The organism is Streptomyces sp. NPDC104202 (assembly GCF_055584185.1).
The window spans coordinates 1-13679 of the sequence record NZ_JBVJMN010000105.1; the positions used below are offsets into that span (position 1 = coordinate 1).

Genomic DNA, 13679 nt, shown 5'->3' on the forward strand with positions numbered 1-13679 from the left:
CCCCCCCCCCCCCCCCCCCCCCCCCCCCCCCCCCCCCCCCCCCCCCCCCCCCCCCCCCCCCCCCCCCCCCCCCCCCCCCCCCCCCCCCCCCGGCGCGGGGACCGTCCCTAGAGGTCGATCGTGACGTCGTAGGACTCCAGCCAGGCGTTGAGCCAGAGCGGAACCTCGAGGTCGATCCGCGTGATCTGGGTACTGGCCGTGCTGATGCCGCCGTCGAGCCGGTCGCGGACCCGGTCCTTGTCGAGGAGCGGCAGGATCGGCGCGTCACCGCCGCTCAGCACCTCCGCGAGCCGGTCGCGGAGCTTCTTCTCGTAGCCGGAATCCTGCGTGCTCGGGTACGGCGCCTTCACCCGCTTCACGATCGACTCGGGCAGCACGTCGCGGGTGGCCGCGCGCAGCAGGCTCTTCTCGCGGCCGTCGAACGTCTTCATCGCCCAGGGCGCGTTGAACACGTACTCCACGAGGCGGTGGTCGCAGAACGGGACGCGGACCTCCAGTCCGACCGCCATGCTCATGCGGTCCTTGCGGTCCAGGAGGGTGTTGAGGAAGCGGGTCAGGTTGAGGTAGCTGATCTCCCTCATCCGCTTCTCCAGGCCCGTCTCGCCCGGGAGGACCGGCACCTCGGCGATGGCGTCGCCGTAGCTCGACCGCCGGTAGCCGGGGATGTCGAGCGTGCCCAGCAGCCCGCCGTCGAACAGCGGCGTCCCGTCGTAGAACGGTCCGGGCGTCGAGGTGAGCCAGGGGAACGTCTCGGCCGTGAGGACCTCGGGGTCGTGGAACCAGCTGTACCCGCCGAAGAGTTCGTCCGCCGACTCGCCGGACAGCGCCACCGTGGACCGCTCCCGCACCGCCTTGAAGAGCAGGTACAGGGAGGGCCACAGGTCGCCGTACCACATGGGCGGCAGGTCGGTGGCGGCGAGGACCGCGGCCCGGACGCCGGGGTCGCTCAGGTCGTCGCTGTTGAGCAGGATCTCCTTGTGCTCGGCCGCCACGTGCTGCGCCAGATCGCGGACGAAGGGGGCGTCCGGCGTGCTCCGCAGGGGGTCCGGGACGAAGTTCTCCGCGGCGCCGACGAAGTCGACCGAGAACGAGCGCACCGGCCCGCCGCCCTGGGCGGCCAGCGCCTTGGCCGCCAGCGCGGTCACCGCGGAGGAGTCCAGCCCGCCGGACAGGAGGCTGCACAACGGGACGTCGGAGATCAGCTGCCGGCTGACGGTGTCGTCGAGGAGTCCGCGGACCGTCTCGATCGTCGTCTCCAGCGAGTCCGTGTGCTCCTGGGCTTCCAGCGCCCAGTAGCGGCGCTTGACGAGGCCCTGGCGGCGGACGCGGACCGTGTGGCCGGGACGGATCTCGTACATCCCCGTGAAGATGGCGTGCTCGGGGGTCTTCACCATGTCGAGCAGCTCGCGCAGGCCGTTGGCGTTCACCCGGCGCGGGATCTCCGGGTGGGCGAGGATGGCCTTGGGCTCCGAGCCGAACAGGACGCCGTCCGCCGTGGGGTAGTAGTACAGCGGCTTGACGCCCATCCGGTCACGGACGAGGAGCAGCTCCTCGTTCCACACGTCCCAGATGCCGAAGGCGAACATGCCGTTCAGCTTGTCGACGACGCCCTCGCCCCACTCCAGGTACCCCCGCAGCACCACCTCGGTGTCGCTCTCGGTACGGAAGCGGTGTCCGCGCGAGATCAGTTCCGCGCGCAGCTCGCGGTAGTTGTAGATCTCACCGCTGAAGGTCAGCACTGCCAGCGTGCGCCCGTCCTGCTCGGCGGTCATCGGCTGACGCCCGCCCTCCAGGTCGATGACGGACAGACGCCGGTGACCGATGGCGGCGTGCTGAGCGATCCACACGCCGTCGGCGTCGGGACCGCGGCACGCCATCGTCTGGGTCATGGCGTCGACGATGGCGCGCTCCTGGGTGAGATCGCGCCCGAAATCTATCCAGCCCGCAATGCCGCACATAAGCGACGTTCTCCTTAGGTAGGCGATCGTGAGCACCTGGCTCATCGAGGTGGTCCGGGAAAGGGAAGTGCAGACACCGTGCGCCGGGCCGGCCCGCTGGTGCGGGCGCGACCGGGCGAGGGGGGAAAGCGGCGGTTCAGCTGACCAGGGCGGACGGCCGCCCCGGTCACGGTGGGGCTAGGAGGCCTTCGGCCACGTGTACCTCCCGGCCCGGTGCGCCCAGGCCACGAGCACCATCAGGACGGCCGCCAGCCCGCCCAGCACCATGACCGTCGACGGCGAGGACCGGTCGAGGACGGCCCCTCCCACCAGGGCCCCGATGGAGATGGTGGCCTGGAAGGAGGCGGTGAAGAGGACGGAGGACGCCTCGGGGGAGTCGGGGGCGGCCTTGGAGAACCACGTCTGGGAGCAGACGGGCACGGCGCCGTAGGCGACGCCCCAGACGACCAGCAGCGCCACCGCGCCGGCGTCCGACCCGCCCAGGACCGGCAGGAGCAGGGTCGCGGCGGCGATCAGGGCCGCCGCCGCGGCGAAGGTGGCCCGGGGGTAGCGGCCCACCGTCGATCCTCCGAGGAAGTTGCCGGCGATGCCGGCCGCACCGTAGATGAGGAGGTAGACCGTGATGATCCCCGAACTGACGTGGGTCACCTGCTCCAGGAAGGGCGTGACGTAGGTGTAGGTGCCGAAGTGGGCGAGGACGACGAGGAAGGTCATGACCAGGGCGAAGCGGGTGTTGACGCTCCGCAGCATGCTGCCGAGGACGTCGAGGCGCGTGGCCTGGTCGGACGGGAGAGGCGGGACGACCGCGAGGAGCAGCACGAGGACGGCCAGCGTGAAGCCGCCCATGACGAGGAACGCCGTCCGCCACCCCGCGATGTCGCCGATGAACGTGCCCAGCGGTACGCCGAGGACGGAGCCGAGCGGCACCGCGGAGAAGATCACCGAGGTCGCCCGGCCCACGGACTTCGCGGGAACCAGCTGACCGGCCAGTCCGGCCCCGATGGACCAGAAGCCGCCGATGGTGATGCCCACCAGGACGCGGGAGACCAGGACGAGCCAGTAGCTCGACGCGACGGCGGCCAGGAAGTTGGCCAGCGCCAGCAGGAGGATGAACACACCCAGCATGACCCGCCGGTCGACGCGTCCCGTGGCCACGGTCACCACAGGGGCCGAGATCGCGGCGAGGAACCCTGGCATGGTCATCATGAGACCAGCCATTCCGTCCGAAATGGTGAAACTCGATCCGATCGACGTGAGAAGGCCGATCGGAAGAATTTCGGTCGTGACGATGGAGAAGATCCCCAGCATCACCGAAATGACGGCCAGCCACGAGATGAAAGGCGACCGTTCCGGCGAGGCGGGAGATTGGACAGAAGGGGTGGTTGCTGTGGACATGAATCCCGTCCTGAGTTGGGCATCACATGGAGAGTGTGACCTCTAGTCCAGCAGGAACGGGCACCATCTTCTGGCAGATTCCCGACGCCAACATCCGGTCGATCGCGCGCCGGGAGCGCCCGGCGCGCACATACGGAATCTCCAATTCCAGTGTTTCCGCAGGTCATGTGGCTGACCCCAGGATCGAAGAGGGCCCGCCGCGCCGACGTGGGGTGCGCAAGACCCCGCGTGATTCGCGACGACTTAGCCAAGTCGAGGAACCGTCGGCCCGGGAAAGCCGTCGTCTGACGTTCATGTCGGAAACCTGCCGGACGGCGACCCGCTTCCATGCTCTCCTGGTTTTTCCGCTCGCATGCCGCCCGATGCGCCGACGCGGTGGACACATCACTCCGACGAGACTGTCGGTGAAATCGAGGAGAAGAATGTTCGAATCCGAAGAGACGGTCCGGAAGAATGTCCAGGAGCGGGCGGCGGGGCTCGACAGGGAAAGCGTCGCCGCACACCGGGCGGAGGCGCAGCGCAGGTACGACGCCGCCATGCCGGGGTACTGCTTCGACCTGGTCATGCGGCGGGAACAGCTGGAGCAGCACACCAGGGAATGGCAGCGCGTCCTCGACGAGATGACCTCGCGCGGCCTCGATCGCTACCTCCCCGCCGACGAGAAAGTCTGACGGGGCGGCGCCGTTCGCACGGCGCCGTCGCGCACCCGCCGCGGGGGGGCGACCTCGCACCCAGGGGGAGTGAGGACCTCGCGGACGCCGTCGGCGGCCCCCGGCCGTCCCGGCGCGGGGGCCGTGTTCGGTATGACCGGCGGCCGGCAGGGTAGCGGAGGTGCATGGCACCTGACGACACTTCTGCCGCCGCGAGCGGTTCCGCCCAGCCCCGGATCGACGTCAAGGCCCTGGCGGGGCTGCTCGACGGGGAGTACGTGGAGATCCGTGACCTCGTCCGGACCAATCTGGTGGCCCACGCCTCCGTCCTCGAGGACGCCGAACGGCTCGGCATGGACGCGTTCCGCGAGCGGGTGCGCGACATCGTGGTCGAGATGGCCGGGACCGGCCAGACCGGGATGGGCTTCCCGGCTGCGTACGGCGGCGGGGACGACGTCGGCGCCTCCGTCGCGGCCTTCGAGACCCTGGCCTTCGGCGACCTGTCCGTGCTGGTCAAGGTCGGGGTGCAGTTCGGGCTGTTCGGCGGCGCGATCCTGCAGCTGGGTACCGCGCGCCACCACGACGCCTACCTGCGGGAGCTGATCGCGGGCCGGCTGATGGGCTGCTTCGCGATGACCGAGACCGGACACGGCTCCAACGTCCAGGCACTCGGGACGGTCGCCCGCTACGACGCCGACGCCCAGGAGTTCGTGGTCACCACGGAGGGCGACGCGGCACGCAAGGACTACATCGGCAACGCTGCCCGCCACGCCGAGCTCGCCGTCGTCTTCGCCCAGCTGGAGGTCGGCGGAGAGGCCCGCGGCGTCCATGCGCTCCTCGTGCCGCTGCGCTCCGGCGGCGAGGTCGTGCCGGGCGTCGAGATCGAGGACGACGGCCGCAAGATGGGTCTCAACGGCGTCGACAACGGACGCATCCGCTTCCACGGCATCCGCGTCCCGCGCGAGGCGCTCCTCAACCGCTTCGCCGACGTCACCCCCGACGGCACGTACGTCAGCTCCATCGACAACCCCGGCCGCCGCTTCTTCACCATGCTCGGCACGCTCGTCCAGGGCCGGGTCTGCGTCGGCGGGGCCGGAGTCGGCGTCGCCAAGGTCGCCCTCACCCTCGCCGTCAAGTACGCCGTACGCAGGCGCCAGTTCGAGGCACCCGCCGACGCCTCAGCCGGCTCGCACGCTGCGGGTGCCTCCGGCGCCGCTGCCGCCGGGGAGCAGCTGCTGCTGGACCACGGGCTGCACCAGCGCCGCCTGCTCCCGCTCCTCGCCCGCACCTACGCGCTCCACTTCGCACAGGACACGGTCCGCGGTCAGCTCCACGGCGTCTTCTCCGGCGACGACGACCCGCAGGCGCGCCGGCGCCTGGAGTCGCGGGCCGCCGGTACCAAGGCGCTCGGCACCTGGCACGCCACGCGCACCGTGCAGGAGTGCCGCGAGGCCTGCGGCGGCGCCGGCTACCTCGCGGTGAACCGCTTCGCCGCGCTGAAGGCCGACAGCGACGTCTTCACCACTTTCGAGGGCGACAATCACGTCCTGCTCCAGCTCGTGGCGAAGGGCCTGCTCACCGACTACGCCACCGAGTTCGAGGACCTGGACCAGCTCGGCATGGTCCGGCACGTCACCGGCCTGGCGGTCGAGACCGTCATCGAGAAGACCTCGGTCCACAAACTCCTGGAGCGGGTGCGCGACCTGCTGCCCGGTGGCGACGAGTGGGACCGCGAGGCCGGTCTGCTCGACCCGGAGTACCAACTGGCCATGCTGCGTTTCCGCGAGGAGCACATGCTCGCCGGACTGGCCCGCCGCCTCAAGGCCGGAGTCGACCGGGGGCGCGATCCCGGCGCGGTCTTCTCCCAGGTCCAGGACCACGTGATCGCCCTCGCTCACGCCCATGTCGAGCGGCTGGTCCTCGAATCGTTCGTCGACGCGTGCAGGACCCACCCCGACGGCGACAACAAGGTCGCGCTGGGACTGCTCTGCGACCTGTTCGCACTGTCGACGATCGAGGCGGACCGCGCCTGGTTCATGGAGCACGGCCGTCTGACCGTCCAGCGCTCCAAGGCGATCAGCCGCGAGGTGAACGACCTCTGCCGCAAGGTCCGCCCCCTCGCCGTCGACCTGGTCGACGCCTGGGCCGTCCCGCCGCAGATGCTGCGCGCGCCGGACCTGCTGGCCTGAGAGGCCGCTCCGTCCGGTACGTCGTCCTCAGGCGTTCCGGTTCTCCGGCGCGCCAGGCCCGGTCACGACGTCGGCGGGTCCGCCGGCCTGGCTCGCTGCGGGTGGAACGTCTCCTGCCGGGCCAGCATCGCCACGCACTCGGCGATCTTCCGGGCGCGCGTCTCGGCCCGCTTGACGGCGTTCACCCGGTGGACGAGGGCGAAGCGGTTGGTCTTGGTGAGCACCTCGAACATCGCCTGCGCCGCCGGTTCGGCGGCGATCGCGGCGCGCAGGTCGGCCGGCACCTCCGCCTCCGACGACGGCGCGTAGGCGGCCGTCCACCGGCCGTCGGCCTTCGCGGCGTCCACCGCGGCGCGGCCGGCAGGAAGCATCAGGCCGGCCGCCTCCAACCGGGCCACGTTGGCGACGTTGCGCTGGGACCAGATGCTGCGGGGCCGGCGCGGGGTGAGCCGCCTCCAGGAACTCTCCTCGTCGCGCTTGCGGGCCTGGCCGTCGATCCAGCCGAAGCACAGCGCCTCGTCGACCGCCTCCTGCCAGGTCAGCGTGGTGACGGAGCCGCCCTTCCTGGTCAGGGCGAGCCACACGCCGGGGGAGGTGGTGTGGTGCTCCAGCAACCACGCGCGCAGCGCCGCGCTGTCGGCGACGATCAACTCATCCAGCTCGGTTCCGGTCACCCCCACAGATTAGTGCCGCGACCCGGTGGTGGGTCCTGTCGCCGTGGCCCGTCGACCCCTCAGAGCCGGATCGTCCAGCTGACCGTGGAGCGCATCGTCCGGGCGATGCCGCGGTCCCGTACCGAAGGCGTGCGGTCCTCGGCCGTGAGGGAGAGCGTGTGCTTCCGGCGGTCGAGCAGCCGCAGGGCCAGGTCGGCGACGCGCACGTGGTCGCGGCCAGCGAGGGACTTCACCTCACGGCCGTCGAGGTACCAGCGGATCGTGAGCTGACGCCCGTCCGCGCCGGCCAGCCGGGGGACGAGGGCCGTGGCGGTGTCGCCCGTACGGAGGGTACGGCCGGTGGCCGTGACGGGAGAGGCGATGCGGGCCTCGCGGTAGAAGCCGGCGATCATCGCCTCCACGCCGGGCAGGTTGAAGGGCTTGCCGAGGGAGCGCATCAGGGAGTCCTCCGTGGGGCGCCGCAGCCCGGTGGCGTAGTAGCCGCCGCCTTCGTACGCGCCGACGACGCCGCCGTCGGGAGACCGCTCGCCGAGCCACTGGTGCCACTTGGTGCCCCGCCGGGCCATGTCGTCGGCGGAGAGGGTGGTGATGTTGGAGTCGGCGGGCTCGGGGCCCAGGTACTTCTCGTAGCCGGGGTAGTCGGCGTAGAAGTACTCGTCGGCGAGCTTGCCCAGGGAGTGGCCGGTCTCGTGGATCGCGACCTGGCCGGACTTCTCGTTGCCTGCCGAGGCCGTCGATATGCCCTCGTAGCCGAGGGTCTCGCTGCGTTCGTTGTAGCCGGCGCCGCCGTACTTGGTGCTGTTGGCGAGGACGAGGACCAGGTCGGCCTCCGGCGCCTTCGCGACGTAGGCGTCGACCTTGCCCTGGTCGACGCAGAGCAGCCGTTCGATCTCGTCGCACCAGAAGTACGAGCCGAGTGCCGTGTCGCGGACGGTGTCGGGCGAGGGGTCGCCGGAGACGCCCGACTGGTTCGAGACGGCGTCGACGGTCCAGACGTTGAAGAGGTTGCGGTAGGTGGAGTAGGGCTCGACGGCCGTCAGCTCGGTCCACTTCTTCTGGGCGTCGGCGTGGAACCGGGGCAGTTCGGCGAGGGTGTAGCCGTCTCCGATCACGACGACGTCGAGCCGGTCGGCGCTGGGCCCGTTGTCCACCGTCTTGGTGACCTCGCCGTCGGCCGCCACCTCGGGCGACGCCAGGCGGGAGGCCGTCCGGTTCCGGCCCTCCTGCGGCACGTAGGTGTGGCCGGATCCGGCGAACGTCCCTTCCTCCGGCCCCGGGATCTCGACCTCGACTCCGGCCGTGCGCGGTGCCGGCGTGTCCGCGGCGGCGCTGCCGGGTGCGGCGGCGAGTACGGCCGTGAGCGCGGCGGCCGCTCCGATCGCCATGGCTCCTCGTCGTGCTGAACGCATGAAATCAGCCCCTTGGCAGGCGAGTTAAGTGCGAAGTTAATCGTGCTGAACAAGTCGCTTAACCTAGGGGGAGGATGAGGGCGTGCGCAATGCCTACCGCGTCTGGATACTGTGCAGTTCACGAACCAGGGGGTCCTCATGGACGATCCGGCCACGATCGGCCGCCGAGTGCAGCTCCTGCGCACTCAACGCGGCCTCACGCAACGGCAGTTGGCCGACCCCTCCTACACCCCCGCGTACGTGTCGACGCTGGAGTCGGGCCGGGTCAGGCCCTCGGAGACAGCGCTGCGCTTCCTCGCGGAACGGCTCGGCACGTCGTACGAGGAGCTGGCCACCGGCAGGCCCGCGCACCTCGCCACGGAGCTGAGGCTCGCTCTCGTCGAGGCGCGCCGGCACCTGGCCACCGGGACGGCGGAGGACGCCGCCGTGCGCTACCGCCGCCTGCTCACCGACGCGGAGCATCTCGACCTCGTGCCCGAGCAGGCCGAGGCGCTCCTCGGGCTCGGCGACTGTGCTCTGGAGACCGGGCAGCTGGTCGACGCGGGCCACCACTTCCAGGCCGTCGAGCGGCTCCTCGCCGAGGAGCCGCTGCCGCGCCGCGCACGCGCGATCCGGGGCCGTGCCGTCGCGCACCTCCTGGCCGGAGAGCTGCGTTACGCCTGCTACCTCCTCGAGTCCACCATCGACGAGCTCGGAGCGAGCGGCCTGGCCGATCCCGAGGCGCTGGTCGTCCTGTACGCCGCCGTGATCGGTCCGTACATGGACATGGGCGCCCACGCCCGTGCCGCCCACGCCGCCGAACTCGCCCTCGCGCTGGCTCCGCAGGTCGACGATCCGGCCCTGGTGGCGGGCATGCACCGGCAGGTGGCCCGCACCTTCCTCGCCGAGGGGCGCACCGCCGAAGCGGACGCCTCACTGGCCAAGGCGCAGGCGATCTACCAGCAGCTGAGCCTGCGCACCGACCTCGCGCACTGCCACTGGATGCGCGGCTACGTCCTGGCGCAGCGCGGGGAACTGGACGCGGCGGAAACGGAGTTGCGTGCCGCCCGGGACATGCTGAACGTCCGGCGCGCGGCACTTTTCACGGCGCAGGTGGAGGTGGAGCTGGCCGATGTCCTGCGGCGGCTCGGACGGCACGACGAGGCGTCGGACCTGCTCTCGGCGTTTCTCGAACTGGGCGACCGGCACGGCGCGGTGCACGCGGGAGGCGCGCACCGGCTGCTCGGACTGATCGCCGAGGAACGGGGCGACAGCGAGACCGCCGAGGAGCACTACGTCATGGCCCTGGGGCTGCTGGAACGCAGCGGAGCGAGCGGCGACCTCGCCGATCTGTGCCGCCTGCTGGGCGACCTTCTCCGCCGCGGCGGCCGCACCGAGGCCGCCCTGGACGCCTACCGTACGGGGCTGGGACACCGGTCCGCCCCCGGCACGACGACGCTGGGACCGGCTCCGGCGGCACCGGCGTTCCCGCGGCGCTGAACCGCCGGCCGACGGCGCCCTCCGACGCGTTCCTGAGCGCGTCGCGGATCGTGGTCGCGCGGACCGCCCGGTGACCGGGGCCGCTGCGGGCGACCACGACCACCGGGCGGAGCCGTCCGGTTCCCGGACGGTGCCGACGCCCGCCGCTCAGCAGTTCCGGATGGACCACACGGGCGTCCAGTCGTACGTGAAGGGCGTGGGCTCCGGCAGGACGACGTCCAGCACCTGGCCGTTCTGGCCGTAGAAGAACGCGGCGGCGCCGACCTGGTTGTTCACCACCTGGCCCACGCCGTTCCAGTGGGACAGGGAGTACTGCTGGCATCGGTAGAGGAAGAAGACCTTGTACTTGCCCACCACCGGGTCCCAGACCCCGGTGCAGAGGTTCCCCGACGCGCACGTGACGGGGCTGCCCGACGACGTGTGCACGTAGTCGGCCCCGGGCGAGACCGTCGGCGACACGGCCGCCACCGCACGCCCGGACGGTCCTTCGCCCCGGGGCGCCGGTGGCATGACCATGGTGTGGCCGCCGCCCTCGCGGGGCCCGTCCGGGGCAGCCGCCTGGGCCGGGCCCGCGGCGACGGCGGACACCAGCACCCACAGGAGGGCACCGGCCACGGCGAGGGGGGAACGTCGGCTACGCGACATCGTCACTCCTTCTCCGGGGAATCCCCGGGTTCACTTCTGACTCGTGCACAGCGGTACGTCCGGCAACTGGTCGTCCGGATGGCTGAGGTAGATGTGGGTGACGTAGCCCCCGTACTGCGGCAGATACGCCCACCAGTCGTTGGTGTACGGCGGGACGGAGACGAGCTGCCCCTTCTTCTGGCAGCCCACCAGCACCTCCACGCCGGCCGGGAGCCGCGTGAGGAGGTTGTCCCCGACGGCCGGCTCCCTGCGGACCGCGACGTCCTGACCCCACGTCCCGTACCACCTCCCCTTCGGCGCCGTTCCGCCGGGAACGGTCAGGGAACGGGTCAGCCGGCCGAGGTCGGTGTACGCCTTTCCGTACGACGTGCCGTCCGGGTGCAGGGTGAGGACGGCCACGATCGAACGGTCACCGGTCCCGACGGTGCCCGTCGTGTGCAGCGCCGGCCGGCTCAGGTCGACGCGCGCGCGGTCCGCGCCGGCGGACGCGGGGGCCGAGGCGTCGGTGCCACGAGCCGCAGGGCTGCTCCCGGAACCGCAGTTCCCCTGCGCGTACGCCCCCGACCAGCCCTGCTTCACGGCCCACGGCCGGTCGAACGCGCCGGCGATGCCGAAGTGCTGGTCGAAGGAGTCCGACGCGCACCGGGTCGACTGGCGCAGACGGTCCATGACGAAGTCACGGACCGGCGCGGGCGCCGACTCCAGGATGTGCCGGTAGGTCTTCACGGTGTCGCGGGCCGACATGGCCGTGTAGCCCCAGTAGCCCTCGTAGCCCGCCGGTGGGGGAGCGGTGTCGGCGAGCCCGAGCCGCGCGACCATGCGCGCGACGATCGCCGGCCCCCCGTACGTCGACCAGTAGTGGCTTGCGGCGGCGTCCTGACTGCTGCGGAGCATGACGTCCAGCCGCGTGCGGTCGGCGGCCGGGAGGGTGTCGGGGCTGCGGTTCCACAGGAAGTCGAGGGCGATCAGGAGCTTGACGACCGACGCGGACCGGAACGGGGCGGCCGGGGCGATCTGCTCGGTGAACGTCCCGGTCTGCCGGTCGAACACGGCCACGCCCGCCGTGACCCCCGCGGGCACCTGAACGCTCGCGGACGTGACCGACGCGGAGTCGCCGGTCGCCTCCGTCGCGGCGGCGGAGTGCGGGAGCACCGCGCCGGTGAAGGAGAGGGAGAGGAAGGCCGCGGTCGCGGCGAGCAGGCGCCGAGGCGTGCGGCGAGCGGTGGTGGGGGAGTGCCCGGCGATGCGGAGCATGTCGTGAGGGTCCTCGCTTGAGTGGGAGAGCGGGTTGCCCGGGTATCGGAGAGGGGTGGCGGACGAGGGCGGCGGGACCGCGGGGCGGAGCCCCCGGCGGGACGCGAGGGGCTCCCGGAGCGGGTGGGCGGGCGGCTTCCGGCGGCCTACGGAATGTTGCACTCCGTCATGCCCGGCCAGGGATCCGTCGACGTCCACACGTCCACGGCGGGGATGAAGCCCCACCCGTGATGGCGCTCGTGACCGGGAGCGATGCGGTCACCCATGGTGTAGTACCAGATGGTGTTGCCGCCGCTGTGCGGGGGGCCGCTGGCCCAGCACACGAACCAGCTCGTCGAGGTGTCGATCCAGCCGATCACCGGGCACGCGGGGATGAAGCTGCCGCAGCCGCGCAGCGGCGCGCCGGCACGGTTGCCGCACACCCAGTCACGCGTCCAGGTGCGCCCCGTGTAGGCGTCGTAGTGGCTGACGTCGCGGGCGGTGCACGACGCCTGGGCCGCGAGGGGCGCGGCCCCGGCCGTCGGCGGCGCGCCCCGCACCGCGTGCGTGGTCGTGGCGGCCTGCGGTGACGACGCCTGAACGGCGCCGGCGCTGAACAGCACGGCCAGGAGGGCGGCGAGCATCGCCACCGCTCGTCTCACGGACATGTTTCGGCCCCCGTTGTCGAGAAAGCAAGGGTCGGACGGCACCCGCGGAACCGAGGAGTCGTCGCGGGGCGTCGCTTGAGAGCCGAGCCTTCCATGCGCACTCCGCTCATGTCATTGCTTGTCGCCATGCGAGATGGAAGACGATCGATAAGGGATTCATCATGGTTACTGGCGAAACGGGCGCTGGAGGCGCCGCGCCGACGAGCCCCGACCCGCGGACGCCGAGCGCCCATCAACTCCGGTTGTTCGTCGCCCTCGCGGAGGAACTCCACTTCTCCCGCGCCGCCGCCCGGCTGTTCATGACGCAGTCGGCGCTGAGCCAGCAGATCAGAGACCTGGAAAGACGCCTCGGGGTGCGGCTGTTCGACCGTTCGAGCCGGGCCGTGACGCTGACGTCGCAGGGCCGGGTGCTGTTGGCGGACGCGCGCAGCGTGGTGGCGGCCATGGAGCAGCTGAGCCGCAGCGCCTCGAACCAGGCGCGCAGGCTCTCCGGACGCCTCGTCGTCGGCACCATCGGCGCGGAGGCCGCGATGCCCTATACGCACGCCGTGCTGCGTCTGCTCCACGAACGGCACCCGCTGGTCCAGGTCGACGTGCGCAGCCTCCACTTCGCCGACCACTTCGACGCCCTGTTCCGCCACGACATCGACGTCGCCTTCCTCCGACCGCCCGTCCCGCCCGGCGTCGAGGTGCAGCACCTGGCCACGGAACCACGGTTGGCCTGTCTCGCCGCGGGCGACCCGCTGGCGGACCGGGACCGGATCACCCTCGCCGAGCTGACCCGCCACCCGGTGATCGACGTCCCGCCGCAGGTTCCACGCCTCTGGTGGGACTTCTGGGCCGCCGACCCGCGACCCGACGGCACCCCGGTCCGCTACGGACCCGTCGCCTCCGACCTGGAGGGCCTTCTCCACCTCGTGGCCCAGGGCAAGGGCATGTGCTTCCTGCCGGCCGCCGCACGCGACCTCTTCCCGCGCCCCGGCATCCGCTACGTCGAGGTCACGGACCTGCCCCCCTCGACGGCCGGCCTCGCCTGGCTGACGGAGAACCGCACGGAACCACTCGTCGAGGCCGTGGTGGCAGCCGCCCGGCACGTGGCCGCGACGCGGGACCGGAAGGCCACCGGCGGCGGGAGCCACGCCGAGCACTGACCGGTGCCACGGGGCGCTGCCACTCCCGGCGCGGAGGGCGGTGGACGGGAGGAACGTCGGGCCCCCGTTCGGCCAGGACCCGTCCCGGCGGATCACGGACGGACCGGGGGGGGGGGGGGGGGGGGGGGGGGGGGGGTGTTTTTTTTTTTTTTTTTTTTTTTTTTTTTTGGGGGTTATGGAGGGGGGGGGGGGGGGGGGGGGGGGAGGGGTAGGAGGCGTGGTATTTTT

The 13679-nt window shown here is 71.7% G+C and carries 12 protein-coding genes; 5 read left to right on the top strand and 7 right to left on the bottom strand.

What is annotated here, in order from left to right; translation table 11 throughout:
- Positions 1 to 107: 107 nt before the first annotated feature.
- Both asnB and ACZ60W_RS36320 read right to left on the bottom strand, forming a co-directional pair.
- Positions 108 to 1958 (bottom strand): asparagine synthase (glutamine-hydrolyzing), encoded by a 1851-nt coding sequence (gene asnB / locus ACZ60W_RS36315; protein ID WP_469759673.1) that lies wholly within the window; start codon positions 1956 to 1958, stop codon positions 108 to 110.
- 177 nt (positions 1959 to 2135) lie between these two features.
- The gene (locus ACZ60W_RS36320) at positions 2136 to 3266 is read right to left on the bottom strand and encodes an MFS transporter (protein WP_469759674.1); all 1131 of its coding nucleotides are present in this window, start codon (positions 3264 to 3266) and stop codon (positions 2136 to 2138) included.
- Between ACZ60W_RS36320 and ACZ60W_RS36325 the strand changes: the two genes are divergently transcribed.
- From ACZ60W_RS36325 to ACZ60W_RS36335, 3 genes are all read left to right on the top strand, one after another.
- On the top strand, positions 3154 to 3399 hold the full coding sequence (locus ACZ60W_RS36325; protein ID WP_469759684.1) for a hypothetical protein: 246 nt from the start codon (positions 3154 to 3156) through the stop codon (positions 3397 to 3399). The two genes, ACZ60W_RS36320 and ACZ60W_RS36325, sit on opposite strands and share 113 nt — an antisense overlap.
- A 376-nt stretch (positions 3400 to 3775) precedes the next feature.
- The gene (locus tag ACZ60W_RS36330) at positions 3776 to 4024 is read left to right on the top strand and encodes a hypothetical protein (RefSeq protein ID WP_469759675.1); all 249 of its coding nucleotides are present in this window, start codon (positions 3776 to 3778) and stop codon (positions 4022 to 4024) included.
- Positions 4025 to 4188: 164 nt separating this feature from the next.
- Positions 4189 to 6192 carry an acyl-CoA dehydrogenase family protein gene (locus ACZ60W_RS36335; protein WP_469759676.1) on the top strand — a complete coding sequence of 668 codons (2004 nt, stop codon included), beginning with the start codon at positions 4189 to 4191 and terminating at the stop codon, positions 6190 to 6192.
- Positions 6193 to 6254: 62 nt separating this feature from the next.
- On the opposite strand, the gene ACZ60W_RS36340 is transcribed toward ACZ60W_RS36335, so the two are convergent.
- Together ACZ60W_RS36340 and ACZ60W_RS36345 are read right to left on the bottom strand one after the other, a co-directional pair.
- Complete coding sequence (locus tag ACZ60W_RS36340) at positions 6255 to 6866, bottom strand: YdeI/OmpD-associated family protein (RefSeq protein ID WP_469759677.1); 612 nt, start codon at positions 6864 to 6866, stop codon at positions 6255 to 6257.
- Positions 6867 to 6925: 59 nt separating this feature from the next.
- Positions 6926 to 8251 carry a M64 family metallopeptidase gene (locus ACZ60W_RS36345; RefSeq protein WP_469759678.1) on the bottom strand — a complete coding sequence of 442 codons (1326 nt, stop codon included), beginning with the start codon at positions 8249 to 8251 and terminating at the stop codon, positions 6926 to 6928.
- 162 nt (positions 8252 to 8413) lie between these two features.
- Between ACZ60W_RS36345 and ACZ60W_RS36350 the strand changes: the two genes are divergently transcribed.
- Positions 8414 to 9754, top strand: a complete 1341-nt coding sequence (locus tag ACZ60W_RS36350) for a helix-turn-helix domain-containing protein (protein WP_469759679.1) — start codon at positions 8414 to 8416, stop codon at positions 9752 to 9754.
- Positions 9755 to 9901: 147 nt separating this feature from the next.
- Here the strand turns inward: ACZ60W_RS36350 and ACZ60W_RS36355 are convergent, their stop codons facing one another.
- The 3 genes from ACZ60W_RS36355 to ACZ60W_RS36365 all read right to left on the bottom strand — a co-directional run bounded on the left by ACZ60W_RS36355 (position 9902) and on the right by ACZ60W_RS36365 (position 12300).
- The gene (locus ACZ60W_RS36355; RefSeq protein ID WP_469759680.1) at positions 9902 to 10399 is read right to left on the bottom strand and encodes a hypothetical protein; all 498 of its coding nucleotides are present in this window, start codon (positions 10397 to 10399) and stop codon (positions 9902 to 9904) included.
- A gap of 30 nt (positions 10400 to 10429) precedes the next feature.
- Positions 10430 to 11653: a hypothetical protein gene (locus tag ACZ60W_RS36360; RefSeq protein ID WP_469759681.1), complete on the bottom strand. Its 1224-nt coding sequence runs from the start codon at positions 11651 to 11653 to the stop codon at positions 10430 to 10432.
- A 146-nt stretch (positions 11654 to 11799) separates the two neighbouring features.
- Complete coding sequence (locus tag ACZ60W_RS36365) at positions 11800 to 12300, bottom strand: hypothetical protein (RefSeq protein ID WP_469759682.1); 501 nt, start codon at positions 12298 to 12300, stop codon at positions 11800 to 11802.
- Between the two features lie 161 nt (positions 12301 to 12461).
- Here ACZ60W_RS36365 and ACZ60W_RS36370 point away from each other — a divergent pair, with 161 nt between their 5' ends.
- A complete protein-coding gene (locus tag ACZ60W_RS36370; RefSeq protein WP_469759683.1) occupies positions 12462 to 13451 on the top strand; it encodes a LysR family transcriptional regulator in 990 nt (329 codons plus the stop codon).
- Positions 13452 to 13679: the final 228 nt, after the last annotated feature.

What these genes read in the sequence shown, in the direction of transcription:
- ACZ60W_RS36320 (WP_469759674.1), bottom strand. Translation starts at nt 3,266, where the DNA reads ATGCTGGGGATCTTCTCCATCGTCACGACCGAAATTCTTCCGATCGGC.
- ACZ60W_RS36335 (WP_469759676.1), top strand. Translation starts at nt 4,189, where the DNA reads ATGGCACCTGACGACACTTCTGCCGCCGCGAGCGGTTCCGCCCAGCCC.
- ACZ60W_RS36350 (WP_469759679.1), top strand. Translation starts at nt 8,414, where the DNA reads ATGGACGATCCGGCCACGATCGGCCGCCGAGTGCAGCTCCTGCGCACT.
- ACZ60W_RS36365 (WP_469759682.1), bottom strand. Translation starts at nt 12,300, where the DNA reads ATGTCCGTGAGACGAGCGGTGGCGATGCTCGCCGCCCTCCTGGCCGTG.
- ACZ60W_RS36355 (WP_469759680.1), bottom strand. Translation starts at nt 10,399, where the DNA reads ATGTCGCGTAGCCGACGTTCCCCCCTCGCCGTGGCCGGTGCCCTCCTG.
- ACZ60W_RS36325 (WP_469759684.1), top strand. Translation starts at nt 3,154, where the DNA reads ATGGTCATCATGAGACCAGCCATTCCGTCCGAAATGGTGAAACTCGAT.
- ACZ60W_RS36330 (WP_469759675.1), top strand. Translation starts at nt 3,776, where the DNA reads ATGTTCGAATCCGAAGAGACGGTCCGGAAGAATGTCCAGGAGCGGGCG.
- asnB (WP_469759673.1), bottom strand. Translation starts at nt 1,958, where the DNA reads ATGTGCGGCATTGCGGGCTGGATAGATTTCGGGCGCGATCTCACCCAG.
- ACZ60W_RS36370 (WP_469759683.1), top strand. Translation starts at nt 12,462, where the DNA reads ATGGTTACTGGCGAAACGGGCGCTGGAGGCGCCGCGCCGACGAGCCCC.
- ACZ60W_RS36345 (WP_469759678.1), bottom strand. Translation starts at nt 8,251, where the DNA reads ATGGCGATCGGAGCGGCCGCCGCGCTCACGGCCGTACTCGCCGCCGCA.
- ACZ60W_RS36360 (WP_469759681.1), bottom strand. Translation starts at nt 11,653, where the DNA reads ATGCTCCGCATCGCCGGGCACTCCCCCACCACCGCTCGCCGCACGCCT.